Origin of the sequence: Roseinatronobacter sp. (assembly GCF_051859525.1) — a bacterium.
Lineage (GTDB): Bacteria > Pseudomonadota > Alphaproteobacteria > Rhodobacterales > Rhodobacteraceae > Roseinatronobacter.
The window spans coordinates 177738-197408 of the sequence record NZ_JBHYFM010000004.1 but is presented as its reverse complement, the minus strand read 5'-3'; the positions used below and the strand labels follow the sequence as shown (position 1 = coordinate 197408).

17 protein-coding genes are annotated in these 19671 nt (G+C 59.1%); 4 read left to right on the top strand and 13 right to left on the bottom strand.

Annotated elements, in window-relative coordinates:
- Positions 1–20: 20 nt before the first annotated feature.
- From rpoB to ubiA, 6 genes are all read right to left on the bottom strand, one after another.
- Positions 21–4157: a DNA-directed RNA polymerase subunit beta gene (gene rpoB / locus ACTIE1_RS06365; protein WP_439561279.1), complete on the bottom strand. Its 4137-nt coding sequence runs from the start codon at positions 4155–4157 to the stop codon at positions 21–23.
- Positions 4158–4413: 256 nt separating this feature from the next.
- Positions 4414–4791, bottom strand: a complete 378-nt coding sequence (gene rplL / locus ACTIE1_RS06360; protein ID WP_071479236.1) for a 50S ribosomal protein L7/L12 — start codon at positions 4789–4791, stop codon at positions 4414–4416.
- Between the two features lie 73 nt (positions 4792–4864).
- Entirely contained in the window at positions 4865–5380 is a 516-nt protein-coding gene (rplJ, locus tag ACTIE1_RS06355) for a 50S ribosomal protein L10 (RefSeq protein WP_439561280.1), read from the bottom strand.
- Positions 5381–5692: 312 nt separating this feature from the next.
- A complete protein-coding gene (locus ACTIE1_RS06350) occupies positions 5693–6016 on the bottom strand; it encodes a hypothetical protein (RefSeq protein WP_439561281.1) in 324 nt (107 codons plus the stop codon).
- A 53-nt stretch (positions 6017–6069) separates the two neighbouring features.
- Entirely contained in the window at positions 6070–8082 is a 2013-nt protein-coding gene (locus ACTIE1_RS06345) for an OmpA family protein (protein ID WP_439561282.1), read from the bottom strand.
- A gap of 35 nt (positions 8083–8117) precedes the next feature.
- Positions 8118–9098, bottom strand: coding sequence for a 4-hydroxybenzoate octaprenyltransferase (gene ubiA / locus ACTIE1_RS06340; protein ID WP_439561283.1), 981 nt, complete (start codon positions 9096–9098; stop codon positions 8118–8120).
- A gap of 12 nt (positions 9099–9110) precedes the next feature.
- On the opposite strand from ubiA, the gene ACTIE1_RS06335 reads away from it, so the two are divergent.
- From ACTIE1_RS06335 to ACTIE1_RS06320, 4 genes are all read left to right on the top strand, one after another.
- Entirely contained in the window at positions 9111–9842 is a 732-nt protein-coding gene (locus ACTIE1_RS06335) for a 16S rRNA (uracil(1498)-N(3))-methyltransferase (RefSeq protein WP_439561284.1), read from the top strand.
- Positions 9839–10360 (top strand): hypothetical protein, encoded by a 522-nt coding sequence (locus tag ACTIE1_RS06330; RefSeq protein ID WP_439561285.1) that lies wholly within the window; start codon positions 9839–9841, stop codon positions 10358–10360. Before ACTIE1_RS06335 ends, ACTIE1_RS06330 begins: the two co-directional genes overlap by 4 nt.
- 147 nt (positions 10361–10507) lie before the next feature.
- Complete coding sequence (locus ACTIE1_RS06325; RefSeq protein ID WP_439561286.1) at positions 10508–11878, top strand: glutamate--cysteine ligase; 1371 nt, start codon at positions 10508–10510, stop codon at positions 11876–11878.
- Between the two features lie 77 nt (positions 11879–11955).
- Positions 11956–12864 carry a lysophospholipid acyltransferase family protein gene (locus ACTIE1_RS06320; protein WP_439561287.1) on the top strand — a complete coding sequence of 303 codons (909 nt, stop codon included), beginning with the start codon at positions 11956–11958 and terminating at the stop codon, positions 12862–12864.
- 154 nt (positions 12865–13018) lie between these two features.
- Here the strand turns inward: ACTIE1_RS06320 and ccoS are convergent, their stop codons facing one another.
- The 7 genes from ccoS to ccoO form a co-directional block, all read right to left on the bottom strand.
- Positions 13019–13195, bottom strand: coding sequence for a cbb3-type cytochrome oxidase assembly protein CcoS (ccoS, locus tag ACTIE1_RS06315; protein WP_277805787.1), 177 nt, complete (start codon positions 13193–13195; stop codon positions 13019–13021).
- Positions 13196–13213: 18 nt separating this feature from the next.
- Positions 13214–15397, bottom strand: a complete 2184-nt coding sequence (locus tag ACTIE1_RS06310; RefSeq protein WP_439561288.1) for a heavy metal translocating P-type ATPase — start codon at positions 15395–15397, stop codon at positions 13214–13216.
- A gap of 113 nt (positions 15398–15510) precedes the next feature.
- Complete coding sequence (locus tag ACTIE1_RS06305) at positions 15511–15981, bottom strand: FixH family protein (protein WP_439561289.1); 471 nt, start codon at positions 15979–15981, stop codon at positions 15511–15513.
- Complete coding sequence (ccoG, locus tag ACTIE1_RS06300) at positions 15978–17408, bottom strand: cytochrome c oxidase accessory protein CcoG (RefSeq protein ID WP_439561290.1); 1431 nt, start codon at positions 17406–17408, stop codon at positions 15978–15980. The genes ACTIE1_RS06305 and ccoG overlap by 4 nt, the downstream gene beginning before the upstream one ends.
- Before the next feature lie 370 nt (positions 17409–17778).
- The gene (gene ccoP / locus ACTIE1_RS06295) at positions 17779–18699 is read right to left on the bottom strand and encodes a cytochrome-c oxidase, cbb3-type subunit III (protein WP_439561291.1); all 921 of its coding nucleotides are present in this window, start codon (positions 18697–18699) and stop codon (positions 17779–17781) included.
- Entirely contained in the window at positions 18699–18917 is a 219-nt protein-coding gene (locus tag ACTIE1_RS06290; protein WP_439561292.1) for a cbb3-type cytochrome c oxidase subunit 3, read from the bottom strand. The genes ccoP and ACTIE1_RS06290 overlap by 1 nt, the downstream gene beginning before the upstream one ends.
- 12 nt (positions 18918–18929) lie before the next feature.
- On the bottom strand, positions 18930–19661 hold the full coding sequence (ccoO, locus tag ACTIE1_RS06285; protein ID WP_439561293.1) for a cytochrome-c oxidase, cbb3-type subunit II: 732 nt from the start codon (positions 19659–19661) through the stop codon (positions 18930–18932).
- Between the last annotated feature and the right edge of the window lie 10 nt (positions 19662–19671).

The window sequence follows — 19671 nt, the reverse complement described above, 5'->3', positions numbered from 1 at the left end:
GCGCAAGCTCTCGCGCGGGCTTACCCCTCCTCCTCCGAATCCAGGAGTTCCATATTCAGGCCGAGGCCACGGACTTCTTTCACCAGAACGTTAAACGATTCCGGCACGCCCGCTTCATAATTGTCCTCGCCCTTGACGATCGATTCATAGACCTTGGTCCGGCCTGCCACATCGTCCGATTTGACTGTCAGCATTTCCTGAAGCGTGTAGGCCGCGCCATATGCTTCCAGCGCCCAGACCTCCATCTCGCCCAGACGCTGACCACCGAACTGCGCTTTACCACCCAGCGGCTGCTGCGTGACAAGGCTGTATGGCCCGGTTGAACGTGCGTGCAGCTTGTCATCGACAAGGTGGTGCAGTTTCAGCATGTATTTGACACCCACAGTCACCGAACGGGCAAACTGTTCGCCAGTGCGACCGTCAAAGACGACCGACTGGCCGGATGTGTCAAAACCGGCACGCCGCAGCGCATCATCCACGTCAGGTTCCTTGGCCCCGTCAAATACCGGCGTACCGATCGGCACCCCTTTGGTGACGGTGGTTGCGGATTCGACCAAGGCATCTTCATCCATGCCATCAAACACTTCGGCATAGAAATCGTCGCCATAGCCGATGCGCATTGCGTCACGCACAGGTGCCATGTCGCCCGACCGGCGGTATTCCTGCAACGCTTCGTCAATCTGGACACCAAGACCGCGCAACGCCCATCCCATATGTGTTTCCAGAATCTGACCGACATTCATACGCGATGGCACACCCAGCGGGTTCAGCACCATGTCAACCGTGGTCCCGTCTGCAAGGAAAGGCATATCCTCGACCGGCACCACTTTCGAGATGACACCCTTGTTGCCGTGACGACCGGCCATTTTGTCGCCGGCCTGAAGCTTGCGCTTCACGGCCACGAACACCTTGACCATTTTCATCACGCCCGGCGGCAGGTCGTCACCACGACGCACCTTTTCGACCTTGTCGTCGAAACGTGCCTGAAGCTGGCGCTTCTGCTGGTCATAAAGGGCATTCAGCGCCTCGACTTCCTGCGCATCTGCCTCATTGGACAGGGCAAGCTGCCACCACTGGCCACGGCTCAGGCTTTCAAGCAATTCCTCGGTAATCTCGGAATTGGACTTGACGCCTTTGGGGCCTTTGACCGCCACCTTGCCGATAATCAACTGGCGCAGACGGCCATAGATGTTGCGCTCCAGAATCTCCAGCTCGTCGTCACGGTCGCGCGACAGGCGTTCGATTTCCTCACGCTCGATCTGAAGCGCACGCTCGTCCTTTTCCACACCATGGCGGTTGAACACGCGCACCTCTACGATGGTGCCATATGCCCCCGGCGGCAAACGCAGCGATGTATCGCGCACATCGGACGCTTTTTCACCAAAGATCGCACGCAACAGCTTTTCTTCCGGTGTCATCGGGCTTTCGCCCTTGGGCGTAACCTTGCCCACCAGAATATCACCTGCCTGAACTTCGGCACCGACATAAACGATGCCCGCCTCATCCAGATTGCGCAGTGCTTCTTCACCCACGTTGGGAATGTCGCGGGTAATCTCTTCCGGTCCCAGTTTCGTGTCACGGGCCGCAACTTCGTATTCATCGATATGAATCGAGGTGAACACGTCATCTTTCAGAATACGTTCCGAAATCAGGATCGAGTCCTCGAAGTTATAGCCATTCCACGGCATGAACGCGACGACGATATTCCGACCAACGGCCAGTTCACCCATGTCGGTGCAGGGGCCATCGGCGATAACTTCGCCGCGCGTCACATGATCGCCCACTTTCACCAAGGGACGCTGGTTTATGCACGATGACGCGTTGGAGCGCTTGAACTTCCGCAGGCGGTAGATATCGACGCCCGGTTCGCCCGCTTCTAGCATTTCGGTCGCGCGCACAACGATACGCTGCGCATCCACCTGATCAATCACACCGGCGCGGCGTGTCAGAATGGCTGCACCGGAATCGCGTGCAACAGTGCCTTCCATGCCCGTGCCGACAAGAGGCGCGTCCGATTGTAGCAAGGGCACAGCCTGCCGCATCATGTTCGACCCCATCAAGGCACGGTTGGCGTCGTCATTTTCAAGGAACGGAATCAACGATGCCGCAACCGAGACAAGCTGCTTGGGCGACACGTCGATCAGGTCGACCGCTTCACGCGGGTTCAGCATGAATTCGCCGGCTTTGCGCGTGGACACCAGTTCGTTGACGAAGGCGCCATTTTCATCAAGCGTCGCGTTCGCCTGCGCCACAGTATGACGCTGTTCTTCTGTGGCTGACAGATAGACCACGTCATCCGTAACCTGCCCGTCCACAACCTTGCGGTATGGCGTTTCAATGAACCCATACTTGTTGACACGGGCAAAGGTCGCCAGAGAGTTGATCAGACCAATGTTCTGACCTTCTGGCGTTTCAATCGGGCACATGCGGCCGTAATGGGTCGGGTGCACGTCGCGCACCTCAAAACCTGCACGTTCGCGTGTCAGACCACCTGGCCCAAGCGCGGACAGGCGGCGTTTATGTGTCACTTCGGACAGCGGGTTCGTCTGGTCCATGAACTGCGACAACTGGCTGGACCCGAAGAATTCGCGCACAGCGGCGGCTGCCGGTTTCGCGTTGATCAGATCCTGCGGCATGACCGTGTCAATCTCGACCGAGGACATGCGTTCGCGGATCGCGCGCTCCATACGCAGCAGGCCGACGCGATACTGGTTTTCCATCAACTCGCCCACGGACCGCACACGGCGGTTGCCAAGGTGGTCAATATCGTCAATCTCGCCCTTGCCATCACGCAACTCAACCAGACCGCGAATACAGGCCACCACATCTTCAGGGCGCAAGGTGCGCAATGTGTCGGGTGCATCCAACTGAAGGCGCATGTTCATTTTCACACGGCCCACGGCAGACAGGTCATAGCGTTCTGCGTCGAAGAACAACTGGTCAAACAGCGCTGACGCTGTATCAACGGTCGGCGGTTCACCAGGGCGCATAACACGGTAAATGTCCATCAGCGCGTTGTCGCGGCTCCAGTTCTTGTCTGCAGCCATGGTGTTGCGGATGTACGGGCCAACATTCACACCGTCGATGTCCAGAACATCGATATTGGTGATGCCATTGTCCAGCAGCACTTTCAGGGTGCCGCCCTTGACTTCGCCGTCCTTGTCCAGTTCCCAGGTCAGTTCGTCACCGGCCTCGGCATAGATTTCGCCGGTTTCCTCGTTGATCAGGTCCTGGGCGACATAGCGGCCAACGATATGCTCAAACGGGACCAGCAGGTCCGTGACGCTGCCATCGTCGATCAGTTTCTTGACCATGCGCGGGGTCATCTTGTCGCCCGCCTTGCAGATCACCTCGCCGGTTGCCGCGTCCACCAGATCGATGGTCGGGCGGGTGCCGCGCACACGTTCGGGGAAGAATTTGGTGACCCAGCCCTTGTTCTTTTGCAGGCTGAAGCTGACGCGATCATAATACGCATCCATGATCTGGTTCTGGTCCATGCCCAACGCATACAGAAGCGTGGTCACAGGCAGCTTGCGGCGACGGTCGATCCGCGCATAAACCATGTCTTTGGCGTCGAATTCAAAATCCAGCCACGACCCGCGATAGGGAATGATCCGGCAGGTAAACAACAGCTTGCCCGAGCTGTGTGTTTTCCCCTGGTCATGGTCAAAAAACACACCGGGGCTGCGGTGCATCTGGCTGACAACAACACGTTCGGTCCCGTTGACAATGAACGTCCCGTTTCCGGTCATAAGCGGCATATCGCCCATGAACACGTCTTGTTCCTTAATGTCCTTCACGGATTTCGCGCCGGTATCTTCGTCGATATCAAACACGATCAGCCGCAGCGTCACCTTCAAAGGCGCTGCATAGGTCATGTCGCGCTGGATGCATTCATCCGTGTCGTATTTCGGCTTTTCCAGCTCGTACTTGACGAACTCCAGCGTAGCTGTTTCGTTGAAATCCTTGATCGGGAACACCGACTGGAACACGCCCATGATGCCTTCGCCGTCAAGCGGGCGGTCCGCATCGCCGGAGCGAAGGAACAAATCATAGGAATTCTTCTGAATCTCGATCAGATTCGGCATTTCCAGAACTTCACGGATCTTGCCGAACATCCTGCGGATACGTTTCTGGCCAACATAGGACTGAGCCATGCGCGTCGTCACCTTTCATGGTCTTCGCTGGCGGGCGCGCTGTCGGGCATCAGGCGCCGCGCCGCTTGCGAAACGGGGGGTGTGGCTCCATTCATGCGGACCCTCCCACAGGTCCACTCCCGAGCCGCACTATCCCTGGACAGGGCTTTCAAGTCACGGGCAAAAGCCCTGTCCAGAAACAGTGATAAACTGGGACCGGATGCGTCCGGTCCCAGTCTGATTTTCAGAAGGTCAAGATGCTGCGCATCCCGCCCTATTACTTCAGCTCGACTTTTGCGCCAGCTTCTTCGAGCTTCTTCTTGATCTCTTCGGCTTCCTCTTTCGGAGCGCCTTCTTTCACGGCCTTGCCACCAGCTTCGACCAGGTCTTTGGCTTCTTTCAGGCCCAGACCGGTGATGCCGCGAACTTCTTTGATGACCGCGATTTTGTTTGCACCGGCTTCGACCAGTACAACGTCGAATTCGGTTTTTTCTTCGGCAGCGGGGCCAGCATCGCCAGCAGGGCCTGCCATCATGACAGCGCCGCCAGCAGCGGGTTCGATGCCATATTCGTCTTTCAGGATTGTTTTCAGTTCCTGAGCTTCGAGCAGCGTGAGGTTCACGATTTGCTCTGCAAGTGCTTTAAGATCAGCCATTGTTCAGTTCCATTCTGTTCAGGTTCAAGGGTCCAACATGGGTGTGCTTCACGCCACACTGGCCAAAGGTTGCTTATGCCGCCTCGCGCTCTTCGAGCGTTGAAAGGATACCGGCAATATTCGAAGCAGGAGCGCCAATTGCACCCGCGATGTTCGAAGCAGGGGCACCGATGCACGACACGACCTGAGCGATAAGCTCTTCGCGCGACGGCATTGCAGCCACTGCCTTGACACCGGCCGGGTCAAGGGCCGATTCACCCATTGCACCACCAAGAACAACCAGCTTCTGGTTTTCCTTGGTGAACTCCTGGACCACTTTTGCAGCTGCAACAGGGTCTTCGGAATAGGCGAGAACGGTCATGCCTGTCAGAAGGTCAGAAATGCTTGCGCAGGGCTTTCCTTCCAGGGCGATCTTGGCGAGCTTGTTCTTGGCGACGCGAACAGCCCCACCCGCATCACGCATGCGTGCGCGCAGGACCTGCATCTCAGCAACCGTGAGGCCAGCGTAATGTGCTACCACAACCACGCCAGAGCTTTCGAAGATCTGGCCGAGTTCCTCGACCACTTTCTCTTTTTGGGCTCTATCCACAGGGTCTCTCCAATTATTAGGGGTTTCCCCCCGGCTCGTTTCGCCAGACTTGTCGTCTGGCATAAGGTCCGAACGGGCCTTTCCCAATTCCGCCCGAGGAAATACCCCGGAAACCGAAAATGTTCCTGTCCCGCCTCAGGCAGGAATTACGATGTTACCATCACCCACCGTCTCGGACGAATCGCCAGGGCATTCAAGTATGCACCTGATACCCCAGCGGGGCGTTCCTTAGACGCTATGCCCGCGAATGCCAAGCGAAAATGTCAGTTCTTTTGCCAAACCGCAGCCAGGTTGTCTGCAACTGCAAGCTGATCAGCCCTGTGACTGCTCCAGTTGGGCGCGATAATACTCTGCTTCGCTGCGTGCTTCGCGCAATCCGTCCATTGCGGCCCTCAATTCTGCCTCGGTCTGGGTCAGTCGCGCTGTCAGATCACGTTCGCGTGTCTCGACATACTCGATGGCCTGATCGCGAATTTCCTCGGCTTCATGAAGCGCCTGTGCCATGCGGTCCAATTCGCCCAGATCCTGCTGGCGAACGCGGGTGAACCTGTGCACCAGCCAGTTTGTGAACCACCCCAACGAGAAGGCGACAAACAGGATCAGGGCCGTAACGACGATAAATTCAAACCGGTTCATTTCTACCTCTGTTCAGGCGGGCCGCAGAAACAGCATTAACTAACATCCGCATATCAGGGGCTTTGCGGGCGGGGTGGCGGACGGGGCGCATCTTCGGCCCCTATCGTGACTTCAATTTCCAGATCATCCTCATCAAGCTGTATTTCAGGCTCCGCCTCCTCGCCCAGTTCCTCGCGGGCGGCAGCGGCAGACTCGCCAATCAGGCTGAACTCTATCCGGCGGTTTGCTTCGCGGCCAGCCGCTGTGCTGTTATCCGCGATCGGAAATTCGGGGCCATAGCCGCGGGCCTCAAACCCTGAAATCGGAATTCCGCGTGCCAACAGCGCCGCCATGACTGCTTCGGCGCGTTGCTGGCTTAGGCGCATATTGGTTTCCAGCCGCCCCTGACTGTCGGTATGACCCGCAATTTCCATTTCAAGGCGGCCACAATCGCGCAATACTTCGGCGATCTGGTCCATGACCCTGACGGCATCAGCAACCAAAGTTGCCGAACCCGGATCGAATGTCAGCTGCTCCTCGGTCAGGATTTCCTTGATCCATGCCTCGCAGCGGGCGGGGGTCGGCTGCATGGCAACAGGATCAAAGCGTTCATCATAGTTGATATTCAGATTAAAGCGCGCCCCCGCCCCCAGCCGGTCGGTCAGAATTTGCGAGATACGATCAGACGCGCCCGCATCCCCTGTCACGCCCCGAATATCGATCTGGGACGGACGCACCCGCACAGTACCATGTTCAAGATAGCTAAGCACATCGACCGCCAGCAGGGTGCGCACCGACCACCCTTCGGGGGTGTCGGGCGTGATATTGGCCTGCATATCCACGGCAGACAGCCCGAATTCCGACCGCGCCATGGACAAAAGCGCACTGCGCAAACGATCATCCGTCAGGCGCCCCCGCATCACAACCGCGCCTTCGGGCGCGCGGGTGATCTGGAATTCCACGGCATTTTCCGGCGCGTCGGTATCCCCTTCCTCGGGCGGCAACCTGACCGCCTGCAAGGAAAAGACATCCGGAATGGCGTTTTCCAGCGTTCCGACAATACGGTCGAATTCTGCAACCTCGACGGCATTCGGCACCACAAACGATATATCAGTATCCGAGAAGGTCACAGTGCCCGCACCCGCATCGGCAAGCGCACGAACCGCCGCGACAGTTGCCACCTGCCACCGTGGCGAGGGGCTGCCAAGGCCAATCGTGCATTCCAGCACCCCGCTTGCACCCGCCTGACGCGCGGCTTGCAAAATGGCCGCACGCGCTTCTTGTGAATCTGCTGAACAGGCATCAAAGCGCGCGCCATCCTCATCTATAACAAAACGCAATGTGAAGGGCGTGATCGCGGGACGGGGCGCGGATATTTCTATGCTGGCAATCAACCCGCGCGGGCGCTCGCGTTGCAGGCGTTGACGGAAATCGTCGCGCTGGCGCTCGGATTCGGCCAGACCAAACACCTCGACCTGATCGGCCGACACGGAAATCTTGCTGACCGGCACAAGCGACACGGCCTTCAGGGCATAATCCACCGACCGCTCCCAGCCGAAGGGCACGGCATGGGCGGCGGTCTCGACCATATTGACGACCGACACCTCTGGCCCGATTCCTTCGATCCGCCGGACAATACCATCCACATCATAGGTTTCCGGAACCAGGCCGATCAGCGACACATCAAGCCCGTTGCGCATCATCTCGACCGAGAAGCGGGGCGAGGCGATGGCCACCGAAGGGGCCACGGTCAGCCGGTCAATCACACGTTCCGCGCCGACCACATTGCTGACAACGCCCAGCGCGCGAAAGCGCTCTGCCTCGGACCCGGCCTGCCCATTCATGGTGACAAGAAGACCGTCCACCTGAATCTCTGGCCAGTCGATCTGCGCCTCGCCCAGCGCGTCTTGTGCTTCACTCGCAAGAAGATGTTCGGTTGCGCGCACACTCAGCGTGGCACCTGCAACAGCCAGAAGGGCCGCAACAACGAAGGCAGCCGCAGTCAGCACATTGGCCTTGTGGCGCTGCCACACCAAGGCAGTTCTGGTTCGCAGCACTGCCGGTATCTGGGAGATCTGGATTCGCATATCCGTCACCTAGCCAGTTGCGCAGACAGGCGCAATCACGCGAAAAGTGTTATGGCGAAAAACAGCGCAACGAAAAGCCCTGCATCGCGGTTGGATCTGAACAGTTTCAGACAGACATCGCCATCATCAATATCCAGCTTGCCCAACTGCCAGTTCATGTGCCACCCCATGGCCCACGCCCCCGCCAGACCAAGCGACATTTTCAACGGATTTGCCAATGGTGCCAAGGCGTAAATGACCGCAAGCGACAGCAGCACAACCGTGGCCACAAGGAACCCGCGCAGCCACTGGTCGGTCTGGTTTCCGAACAGCCGCGCGGTGGATTTCACGCCGATAAGTTCGTCATCCTCGCGGTCCTGATGGGCGTAGATCGTATCATAAAAAAGTGTCCAGCAAATGCCCGCAAGATACAGAAACACCGCAGGCAACCCCAAGGAACCGGTCTGTGCCGTCCATGCCAGAAGTGCGCCCCAGTTGAACGCCAGACCCAGGAATATCTGCGGCCACCATGTGAAACGCTTGGCAAAAGGATAGATGGCAACCAGACCCAGCGACAACACACCCAGCCCGATGGCCGCCCAGTTGAAGGTCAGCAGGATCAGCGCGGCAATACCCGCCTGAACCGCCATCCAGATGCCAGCCTGCTGCACAGTCACCTGCCCCGACGGTATGGGACGTGAACGGGTGCGCGCCACCTTGTCGTCAATGTCGCGGTCGGTGATGTCATTCCATGTGCAGCCCGCGCCCCGCATCAGCAACGCGCCCAGCCCGCAAGCTAGAACCAGCCATGCCGTAAGCCAGCCCGCTGTTTCGGGATAGGCGGCAGCGCCCAGAAACACCCCCCACCAGCACGGCAACAACAAAAGCCATGTTCCGATGGGACGGTCGGCGCGTGACAGGCGCAGGAACGGACGTGACTGCTCTGGCGCAAGCGTGTCTACCCAGTTTTCTTCCGGCGCATCTGCCACTGCACCATTCTTGCCCGGCCCCTCTGGTCTTTGATCGTCGTCGGTCATACTATCAATCCCATGGCAGCGCATAGTGAACAGGCGAAACACAGGCTCTATCTAGAGCATGCATTGGGTCAGGGGCAAGTGATTGACCTGTCGCGGGATCATGCACATTACCTTTTCAACGTATTGCGCCTGTCGGTCGGGCAGCGTGTGGCGGTTTTTGACGGTCAGAACGGCGAATGGCAGGCCGAAATTGTGACAAGCGGCAAGCGGGGCGGAACATTGCGCTGCCTGACGCAATCCGCACCACAGCGCATGCCGCCGGACCTTTGGCTGCTGTTTGCCCCCATCAAGAAGGCGCGCACGGATTTCATCGTTGAAAAGGCAACCGAACTGGGCGCTGCACGCATTCTGCCCGTCCAGACCGATTTCACCAATTCCGAACGCATCAGGCAGGACCGCTTGCAGGCCCATGCTGTGGAGGCCGCGGAACAATGCGGCGGCACCTATGTGCCCCAAGTGGCGGATTTGCAGCCCCTGTCGCGCCTGCTGGACGGGTGGGACACCTCTCGCGCGCTGATATTCGCGGATGAGACCCTGCGCGACACCCCTGCGCCCGCATTACCGCCCGCACCCGCCGCAATCGTCATCGGCCCCGAAGGCGGGTTCTCGGCCAGCGAACGGGACCGGTTGCGCAGCATGGCCGGCGTCACACCGGTTTCGCTTGGCCCGCGCATTCTGCGCGCGGACACGGCCGCAGTGGCGGCCCTGACCCTGTGGCAGGCGGCACAAGGGGATTGGGAATGATCCGGCCCGAATTGCGCACGGAACTGGCGCGCTGGTCCGAAGTGCTGACCGGCCTTGTCATTGCCGCACTGGGTGTGTGGGCCGCCTTGCTGGCGCGCGACAGTTTTTTTCAGCTGATTGCTGCATTGATTGCGGGCACTGGCCTGACGCTGGCCGTAATCGGCTGGCGGCGCATGCGGTTTCACCGCACAACGGACGGCCCGGGCATTGTGCAGGTGCTGGAGGCGCAGATATCCTATTTCGGCCCCGAAACCGGCGGCTTCATAAGCGCACGCGATCTGGTTGAATTGCACCTGACTGACAGTGGCACAAGCTGGCACCTGATCGGGCAGGATGGAACACGACTGGACATTCCTGTCGGTGCCGAAGGCGCTGATGCATTGTTCGACATTTTCGCAAATCTGCCGGATGTGCATATGCAGTCCATTCTTGATGCGCTGGACAGCCCCGCGCAAGTGCCCGCCCGCCCGCTATGGCTGCACCCGTCACGGCGCAGTATCGCCCGCCGCCTTCATTGATGCGGATACCGAAAACCGCCCATGTGGCGCGACGCCCCCCTTGGCTGTGCATTTTTGCACGGCAGTTCGTCTTGACTTGGACTGGCGCAAACGCCAAGTCCGGACTATCAAGCATAGCGATATGACACACACAGGATCGGAGCGCAGATGTCCATTCCCCAAACCGGCGGCGGGCCGATCGAGAACAAGGCGCAACTTGCCGAATATCTGGCATCAGGCTGCAAGCCAAAACAAGACTGGCGCATCGGCACAGAGCACGAGAAATTCGGCTATTGCCACGATACATTGAACCCCCTGCCCTATGACGGACCAAGGTCCATCCGGGCTGTGCTGGAAGGGTTGCGCGACCGCTTCGGCTGGTCCCCTGTGCTGGAGGGGGGCAATATCATCGGGCTGGAAAAGGACGGCGCGAATGTGTCGCTGGAACCGGGCGGACAGCTGGAACTGTCGGGCGCACCGCTGGAAACCATCCACCAGACCTGTGACGAGGTGAACCAGCACCTGCGCGAAGTGCGCAGCGTGGCGGATGAAATCGGCGTGGGCTTCATCGGGCTTGGCGCTGCCCCGATCTGGAGCCATGAACAAATGCCGGTCATGCCCAAAGGGCGCTATGCGCTGATGACCGATTACATGGACCGCGTCGGCACCATGGGCAAATCGATGATGTATCGCACCTGCACGGTGCAGGTGAACCTAGATTTCGGGTCCGAGCAGGACATGGTGCAAAAGCTGCGTGTCGCACTTGCCCTGCAACCTGTGGCAACCGCGCTGTTTGCCAATTCCCCCTTCTTTGACGGGAAACCCAACGGACATAAAAGCTGGCGCGCCCGCGTCTGGCGCGATCTGGACCCCGCACGCACAGGCATGTTGCCCTTCGTGTTCGATGACGGTTTCGGGTTTGAGGCATGGGTCGATTACGCGCTGGATGTGCCGATGTATTTCGTCTATCGCGACGGCAAATACATCAACGCATTGGGCCAGTCCTTCCGCGATTTCATGCAAGGGAAACTGCCCGCCCTGCCCGGCGAAATCCCTACCCTGTCGGACTGGGCCGACCACCTGACAACCATCTTCCCCGAAGCGCGCATCAAGAAATTCATCGAAATGCGCGGCGCGGACGGGGGGCCATGGCGCAGGCTGTGCGCGCTGCCCGCATTCTGGGTCGGGCTGACCTATGATCAGGGGGCGCTGGACGCGGCATGGGACATCGCCAAAAACTGGACACCGGAGTTGCGCGACGAATTGCGCATCGCGGCATCTGTGGACGGGCTGGCCGGTCAGGCACAGGGCCTGAAACTGCACGATCTGGCGCGCGAGGTTGTCGGGATCGCCGAAGCCGGACTGAAGGCCCGCGCGCAACCCGGCGCAGGGGGCATGTTGCCCGATGAAACCCATTTCCTGAACGCGCTGAAAGAAAGCGTCGAGACAGGCCAGACCCCTGCGGATGAATTGCTGCACCACTATCACAGTGACTGGCAAGGCGATTTGTCCCGGATCTACGGCGCATACAGCTACTGACACCTTGGCGCGCGGCAATTGATTTTGCCGCCGCTGTATTCTTGACTTTGACTGCCTGTCGGGTGCAATCAGCGGATATGGTGCAACAGTCGGAAATTTCAGCCGCTGACAAAGTCTCGTCACAGCGACCCAGTTGGCGACATTGGGCACAGGATCGCTTCGCGGCGGTGCTGCTGGCCATGTTGCGCCCGTTGCCCTATGCGTGGCGCATCCCTGCCATAGGCTGGCTGGGGGGGGTGTTGATTGGTCCGCTGGCAGGCATGCGCGCGCGCATTCGCGACAATCTGACACATGTGATGCCGGACATGCCCCCGTCAGAGGTGACGCGCCTGTGCCGCAAAGTGCCCGACAATATGGCCCGCACCATTGCCGAGATCTTCACAGGCGACGAGTTCCTTGAACGCGCCCGCAGCAGCACTGTCGAAGGCACCGGCCTGCCCGCCCTGCAGGATGCGCATGAACAAGGTCGCCCTGTCATGCTGGTCACTGCCCATCTGGGTAATTATGACGCTGCACGCGGCTTCTTGCTGGCGCAGGGGTTCAATGTCGCGGGGTTTTATATGCCCATGACGAACCCCGCCTTCAACACGCGCTATGTCGCGGCCATTTCCCGCATTGGCACGCCGGTTTTTGCGCGCGGGCGCGAAGGGCTGGCGCATATGCTGCGCTTCCTGCGCCGTGGCGGCATGGTGGGCATGGTGGTCGATCACTATATGGACCACGGCGAGATTGTGGACTTCATCGGCAAGCCCGCGCGCACGGCCCTGTCTGCGGCAGAACTTGCGCTGAAATATAACGCGCTGCTGGTGCCCGTCTATGGCATTCGCAATCCCGACGGGATTACCTTTCGGGTGCGCATTGAAGACCCTGTTCCCCACACGGACGCACGCACGATGACAGCACAGCTGAACCAGTCGCTGGAAAAGCTGGTCAAGTCCCATATGGACCAATGGATGTGGTCGCACCGGCGCTGGAAAAACACCTGACCCTTGCTTGCGGGTTGGTTGCTGCCTGTTGGGGACAGTCGTAGTTGGAACTAGCGCCTGTCGCGTTCATTCGTATTCACGCGACATGCTCTAACTTATTGGTTTTGCATGTTCGAGAAGCTCAAAACCGGTTCCCACTTTTGAGCAACATGCTCTAACTGTCGCCGCGCTTCACGGGTTTGGGGGCATCGTCATATTGCGCATTCAATATGCGCTGGCTGTCGCCATCAGGGTCGTCATACATGCCCTTGCGCAATGTCCACAAAAACGCGGCCAGACCCACGAACCCCAGAAACAGGGAAACGGGTATAAGAATGGTCAGAACTTCCATGCCCAGATGGTCCTTTTGTCATTTCAGCCGCAAGGCATTCAGCGTCACCGTGATGGATGAAATCGACATCACAGCCGCAGCCCAAAGCGGGGTTGCGAACCCCAGCAAGGCTATGGGAACGAATATAATATTATACAGGCCAGATTGCACGAAATTCTCGCGGATACGTCGGGTGGACTGGCCTGCGATCCGCATCGCATCGGAAATCGGTCCAATGTCACGCCCCAGAAGCACCATGTCGGACGCCGCGCGCGCCGCATCCAGTGCTGTGGCGGGCGATATGGACACATGCGCGGCGCTTAACGCCACAGTGTCGTTCAACCCGTCGCCCACCATAAGCACCTTGTGACCGGCATCGTGCAAAGCAGCAATCCGCGCGGCCTTGTCCTGCGGCAGCGCTTCGGCGTGCCAGTCGTCAATGCCCAACCGCTGCGCCATATCGCGCACCACATGCGCCACATCCCCCGAAACCAGCAAGACTGCCTTGCCTTGTGCCTGAAGTCCCTTGACGACATCTTCTGCACCGGGGCGCAACGCGTCGGTAAAGGTGAAGGCCCCCGTTTGCGTGCCAATAGACAGATAGGCCGCCGTCATCTCGCTTGCTGGTGCGCCGACCCAGGCCGCGCGGCCCAACCGCACGCGCTGGCCCTGCCAGTTCCCTTCAATGCCATAGCCCGGCACCTCTTGCACATCGTCCAGCCGGGCGAGGGCAACCCCGCGTGCGCGCAATGCCTGCGCAAGGGCCTGCGCCAGCGGGTGGCTTGATGCATCTGCCAGTGCAAGCGCCACGCGGGTTTCAGTTGCACCATGCGCATCCAGATTGGCGGGCACAGGCGCGCCCATTGTCAATGTGCCGGTCTTGTCAAAGACAACAGTGTCAACCTCGGCCAGACGTTCCAGTGCGGTCCCGTCCTTGATCAGCAACCCCTTGCGAAACAGTTTGCCACTGGCCGCCGTCACCACGGCAGGCACAGCCAGACCCAGCGCACAGGGGCAAGTGATGATCAAGGTGGCCGCAGCAATATTCACGGCCAGCCGCAAATCCCCGCCTGAAATATACATCCAGACAATGAACGCCCCGATGGACAGCAGGGGAATTGTCGGCGCATAGGCACGCGCGGCGCGTTCCGCCAATGTTGTATATCTGGTGCGGGCCGATTCCGCATTTGCAACCAGATCGGCCATGCGGTGCAGCGAACTGTCCTTGCCTGCCGCACTCACGCGCACATGCAGCGGGCCTGTCAGGTTCACTTCGCCCGCGCTTACCGCGCAGCCCTCGGCGGCATAGACAGGCAGGGTTTCCCCCGTCAGAAGCGAACGGTCGATTTCCGACTTGCCGGAAGTGACCACGCCGTCCACCGGCACGCGCCCGCCCGGACGCACCAGCACCATATCGCCCACGGCCAGATCCGCCACCGACACCGTGCTTTCGGTGCCATCCACCAAACGAATGGCGCGCGGCACCTCCAGTGCGGCCAGTTCCTGCGCGGCGGACCGCGCCACGGCACGCGCGCGAAAATCCAGATACCGCCCCGCCAGCAGAAAGAAGATCAGCATGACCACCGCTTCAAAATAGGCGTGTTCGCCCGATTGCAGCGTTTCATAAATGGATATGATCAGCGTCAGGATGATGGCAAAGGAAATGGGCGCATCCATATCCATACGCCCCGCGCGTAACCCCTTGAGTGCGGCGCGGAAAAAGGGCTGGCCGGAAAACGCCACTGTGGGAATCGCAATCAGCGCGGAAATCAGGTGGAACATGTCGCGGGTCGGCCCTTCGGCCCCCGACCACACGGCCACCGACAAAAGCATGATGTTCATCATGGCAAAACCGGCCACGCCAAGGCGCATCAGCAATTCGCGCCCCTGCTTGTCGGTTTCGGTCATCGACAGCGTGCCCGCGTCCAGTTCATGCGCGTCATAGCCCAGCTTGTCCAGCCGCGCGATCACGTCCTGCACCCCCACAGCGGCGGCGGCATCCACGCTTAACCGCTTCAGCGTCAGGTTCAGGCGGGCGGAATTCACCCCGTCCATGCGCGCCAGATCACGTTCAATCGTGGAAATGCAGGCTGCACAATGCACTTCGGGCACTGACAGCAGCAGCCGCGCATTGGGCAGGGCGGCATTACCTGCCAGCGCCTCGGCAGCGGGGGCCGCATCACAGGCAGGGCAGGCAGAAGGACGAAAGGTTGCAGTGCTCATCAAGCCACCCTAGAGCATGTCGCGTTCATTCGCATTCACTTTGCATACTCTAACTTATTGTTTTCGCATGTTCGAGAAGCCCAAAACCGGTTCCCACTTTTGAGCAACATGCACTAGCGGACGTGTAGAACCACACGCTGGCGAAATTCGGTCCCGTCTGCGGCGACTGCATGCATCCGGATATTCCAGTTCCCCTGCCCGATATCGACCGGCGCGCGATATGCCCCGTCAACAAAGCGGAAGTCTGGCGTCTTGTCGGCCCGCACATGCGTGGCCGCGCCGACCACAGCGTCCAGATGGGCCACCTGCACCGGCGCGCCCTGCGCATCCGTAATGGCCAGTTTCAGGTTCCCGTCTTCCACGCTTGCCTTCACGTCCCAGCCCAATGACAGCTGCGCCGCCAGTTCTTCGTTAAAATTCTGGCTGGCGACATAAGAATTCTCCACCTCCAGCCCCGGAAAAGTGCTGACGGCGTTGAATGCCAGCGTCAGATTGGCAGCAAGAATAACCCCGAATGCCGACACCGCGATGATCAATACCTTTCTTCCCGTCATCCGGAACCCGTTGCGCGCAGTTTGTGTCATTGGTTTCTCCCGTTAAATGTGGTGTCGGAATGGACACGTTCGGATGTGCCCGACAATGTTGCCCATATCCGCGCTGGCCGGCGTTCCGCCATAGCCGAGTCTGTGTTCGGGCCCGCCGTCAGATAGACGCGCAGCAAGGCCATTTCATCGGGCCCTACGGTCACTGCGGGGCCGTCCTCGCCCTCGATCGAGAGGGTCAGATCGGGGTTTTCGGTGACCGACAGAACAAATTCCCTTGGTTCATGATACATGTTGCGCAGGCGTATGTCATAAACATTGCGCACCGTGCCGTCTGACAAGACGATATGCGTGGGGTTGCGAATGGGCGACACGCTCATGTCCAGATCGGCGCGAATGAACAATGCGACGACCAGCCCAATCCCGATGGCAGCCCAGATTGCCGTATACAGAACCGTGCGCGGGCGGAATACATGTTTCCAGACGGATTTGGCATCCTTGCCCTCGCGCTCGGCAATCTCGTCGGACAGCGCCATATAGGCCACCAGTCCGCGCGGCTTGCCGATCCGGTCCATCACCTCGTCGCAGGCGTCAATGCACAACCCGCAGGTGATGCATTCCATCTGCTGACCGTCGCGAATATCAATGCCCATCGGGCAAACGTTGACGCAGGCCATACAATCGATGCAATCCCCCTGGTTCGGATCAAGCGCGCCTTTCTTCAGTTTGCCGCGCGGCTCTCCGCGCCAGTCACGATAGCCGATTGTGATGGTGTCTTCGTCCATCATCGCGGCCTGAATCCGCGGCCACGGACAGGCGTAAATACAAATCTGTTCACGGAAAAAACCGCCAAACAGAAACGTCGTCATCGTCAGAATCAGAACGGTCAAATAAGCGATTGTGCTGGCCTGTCCGGTAAACAGATCAACGAACAAGGTGGGCGCGTCCGCAAAATAGAACACCCATGCCCCGCCGGTCGCCATGCCGATTGCGAACCACAATGTCCATTTCAGCCCGTATTTGCGGACCTTTTCAAAATCCCAGCCCTTGCGGTGCAGGCGCAACCGCGCGTTGCGGTCGCCCTCGACCCAGCGTTCCACCAGTATGAACAGGTCGGTCCAGACCGTCTGCGGGCAGGCATAGCCGCACCAGACACGCCCCAGCGCCGAAGTGAACAGGAACAACCCGATCCCCGCCATGATCAACAACCCCGCCACGAAATAGAATTCATGGGGCCATATCTCGATCATGAAGAAAAAGAAGCGCCGGTTGGCAAGGTCCAGCAAAACTGCCTGATTGGGCATTTCCGCGCCACGGTCCCAGCGTATCCACGGCACCAGATAGTAGATTCCCAGCATCACGGCCAAAAGCCACCATTTCATCGTGCGGAAATTCCCACTGACGCGACGCGGGAAAATCGGTTCGCGTTTGGCGTATAATGGCGGCGGTGTCTGGTCTGGGGAACTCATCCAGGTACTCCGGCTAATGGGTTGATCCGGTTATGACAGGCGCCGCCGGACCACTCCTTGACTTGAATCAAAAAAACGCTTTCCTGATGCATCTTTTCGCGATTTGCATTGGCGCCACAAATAATCGAAGGGGAATGATGTAGCGTCGGCCCTCAGTAACACGCGCGAACAGGAACGAAGGCCGACGCGGCCCTGCATCGCAAGGCGTGGCCGAGCATTGCCCCCAATTCGCGCGAACAACCTTGATGCAGATCAAATACTTCTGGGCATTGAACAACAGGCGACAGGATGTCGCAACGCCCTGTGATACTGCTAAAATGATCAGGCCCCCGCATTGCGAGGGCCTGACAAACCACTTGATACGGCAGTCCTACTGCCCGCCACCCAACTGGTGGACATAGGCCGCAACAGCGCGGATTTCAGCTTCGCGCAGGCGTGTCTCGAAACCGGGCATCACACCGAAACGCGAGTAGTAGATCGTTTCGCGGATGGCATCGAACGACCCGCCATACAACCACACCTGATTGTTCAGCGCAGGCGCACCAAGGAAGTAATCCCCTTCGCCACCGTCGCCATGGCAGGATGCACAGTTGAATTCGTACAATTCTGCGCCCGCTGCGGCGATCTGTGCGTCATGATCCGACCCTGACAATGACAGAACATGATGTACGATCTGGTCAATCTCGGTATCATCCAGAAGGCCGTCACGGCCGAAGGCAGGCATTTCCGACCAGCGCGCATCAGGATAATCCTCGTTTCGGATACCCCATGTCACAGTCGTCAGAATATCCTCATAGGTGCCACCCCATAGCCAGTCATCATCCAGCAGGTTCGGATAGCCGGCGGCCTGCACACCCGCGCCGCCACTGCCGTGACATTGCGAGCATTGCGCACGAAATACCGAAGCACCGGCATTCACCGCAAAACGGTGCAATTCGTCATTGTCGCGCAGGTCTTCCAGATCCGTATCTACCAACTGGACAAAAAACTGTTCGTTGCGGGCTTCAAAATCGCTGATCTCTGCCGCGACATTGGCGCGCGACGAATAGCCCAGCAAACCCGCCGTTGACGACTTGATCCCCGGCCATGCCGGATAGGCGATCCAGTATCCCACAGACCAGATGATGGTGATGATGAAAATCCAGACCCACCAGCGCGGCATAGGGTTGTCATATTCCTCGATTCCGTCCCAGCTGTGGCCGGTTGTGGCAACATCATCTTTCAGCTTCTTGGCCGGATCAGGATACTGCCGAGAGGCAGGTGTGACCTTGTTGTCGGAATTGTCAGCCATCAGCGGGCCTCTTTTGGTTCGGCGTGACGCCCCGTGCGGGGGGCGCTTTCGTCCCCTGCCGGTTTGTCATCATTACGGAAAATCATGTTCGCGGATTCGTCGTGAACCTTTCGTGAGCCGGGGCGCAGGATGAACACGAACACCCCGATGAAGAAGCAGAACATGAACAGCAAATGCCAGCTATCGGCAAACGCGCGCAGAAAAGTGTATGTTTCCATTCCCCTTCCCCCTTAGCGATTGGCCACAGGAACGAATGTGTCGAAATCGACCAGCGTTCCCAGCATCTGCATATAGGCAATGATGGCATCCATTTCGGTGACCTGATCCTGCCCGTCGAAGCTGCGCTGCTGCGCACCCGGATAGCGGTCCACCACACCCGGGTCACCGAATTCCTGCGCTTGCGCGAAGAAGTCATCGACCGCATTTTCCATCATCTCATCGGTGTAGGGGTGCCCCAGCACACGGTAGACCGCCATGATATCGCGCACATGTTCCGCATCCGAGCGGTCCAGCGTGCGGTTCATCATGAACCCGTAGGATGGCATGATCGATTCCGGCACAACGTCGCGCGGGTTGATCATGTGCTGGACATGCCAGTCATCGCTGTAGCGCCCGCCCAGACGGGCCAGATCCGGCCCCGTCCGCTTGGACCCCCACTGAAACGGGTGATCATACATCGATTCCGCAGCAAGGCTGTAGTGGCCGTAGCGTTCCACCTCGTCGCGCATGGGGCGGATCATCTGGCTGTGGCAGGTATAGCACCCTTCACGCAGATATATCTCGCGGCCCGCGATTTCCAGCGGCGCATAGGGGCGCATGCCTTCGACCTTCTCGATGGTGTTATCAAGATAGAACAACGGCACGATCTGAACGATGCCACCTATGGTGACGACCAGAAACGACAGCACCAGCAAAAGCGTGGCATGTGTTTCGATTTTCTTGTGATGATCAAGAAGTCCCATCACGCCCTCC

Excerpts from the sequence above, each read along its gene's own strand:
- ccoO (WP_439561293.1), bottom strand. The coding sequence starts at position 19,661 with ATGGGACTTCTTGATCATCACAAGAAAATCGAAACACATGCCACGCTT.
- rplL (WP_071479236.1), bottom strand. The coding sequence starts at position 4,791 with ATGGCTGATCTTAAAGCACTTGCAGAGCAAATCGTGAACCTCACGCTG.
- ACTIE1_RS06290 (WP_439561292.1), bottom strand. The coding sequence starts at position 18,917 with ATGGAAACATACACTTTTCTGCGCGCGTTTGCCGATAGCTGGCATTTG.
- ACTIE1_RS06345 (WP_439561282.1), bottom strand. The coding sequence starts at position 8,082 with ATGCGAATCCAGATCTCCCAGATACCGGCAGTGCTGCGAACCAGAACT.
- rpoB (WP_439561279.1), bottom strand. The coding sequence starts at position 4,157 with ATGGCTCAGTCCTATGTTGGCCAGAAACGTATCCGCAGGATGTTCGGC.
- ACTIE1_RS06305 (WP_439561289.1), bottom strand. The coding sequence starts at position 15,981 with ATGACACAAACTGCGCGCAACGGGTTCCGGATGACGGGAAGAAAGGTA.
- ACTIE1_RS06310 (WP_439561288.1), bottom strand. The coding sequence starts at position 15,397 with ATGAGCACTGCAACCTTTCGTCCTTCTGCCTGCCCTGCCTGTGATGCG.
- ccoG (WP_439561290.1), bottom strand. The coding sequence starts at position 17,408 with ATGAGTTCCCCAGACCAGACACCGCCGCCATTATACGCCAAACGCGAA.
- ACTIE1_RS06350 (WP_439561281.1), bottom strand. The coding sequence starts at position 6,016 with ATGAACCGGTTTGAATTTATCGTCGTTACGGCCCTGATCCTGTTTGTC.
- ACTIE1_RS06335 (WP_439561284.1), top strand. The coding sequence starts at position 9,111 with ATGGCAGCGCATAGTGAACAGGCGAAACACAGGCTCTATCTAGAGCAT.
- ACTIE1_RS06325 (WP_439561286.1), top strand. The coding sequence starts at position 10,508 with ATGTCCATTCCCCAAACCGGCGGCGGGCCGATCGAGAACAAGGCGCAA.
- ccoS (WP_277805787.1), bottom strand. The coding sequence starts at position 13,195 with ATGGAAGTTCTGACCATTCTTATACCCGTTTCCCTGTTTCTGGGGTTC.
- ubiA (WP_439561283.1), bottom strand. The coding sequence starts at position 9,098 with ATGACCGACGACGATCAAAGACCAGAGGGGCCGGGCAAGAATGGTGCA.
- ACTIE1_RS06330 (WP_439561285.1), top strand. The coding sequence starts at position 9,839 with ATGATCCGGCCCGAATTGCGCACGGAACTGGCGCGCTGGTCCGAAGTG.
- ccoP (WP_439561291.1), bottom strand. The coding sequence starts at position 18,699 with ATGGCTGACAATTCCGACAACAAGGTCACACCTGCCTCTCGGCAGTAT.
- ACTIE1_RS06320 (WP_439561287.1), top strand. The coding sequence starts at position 11,956 with ATGGTGCAACAGTCGGAAATTTCAGCCGCTGACAAAGTCTCGTCACAG.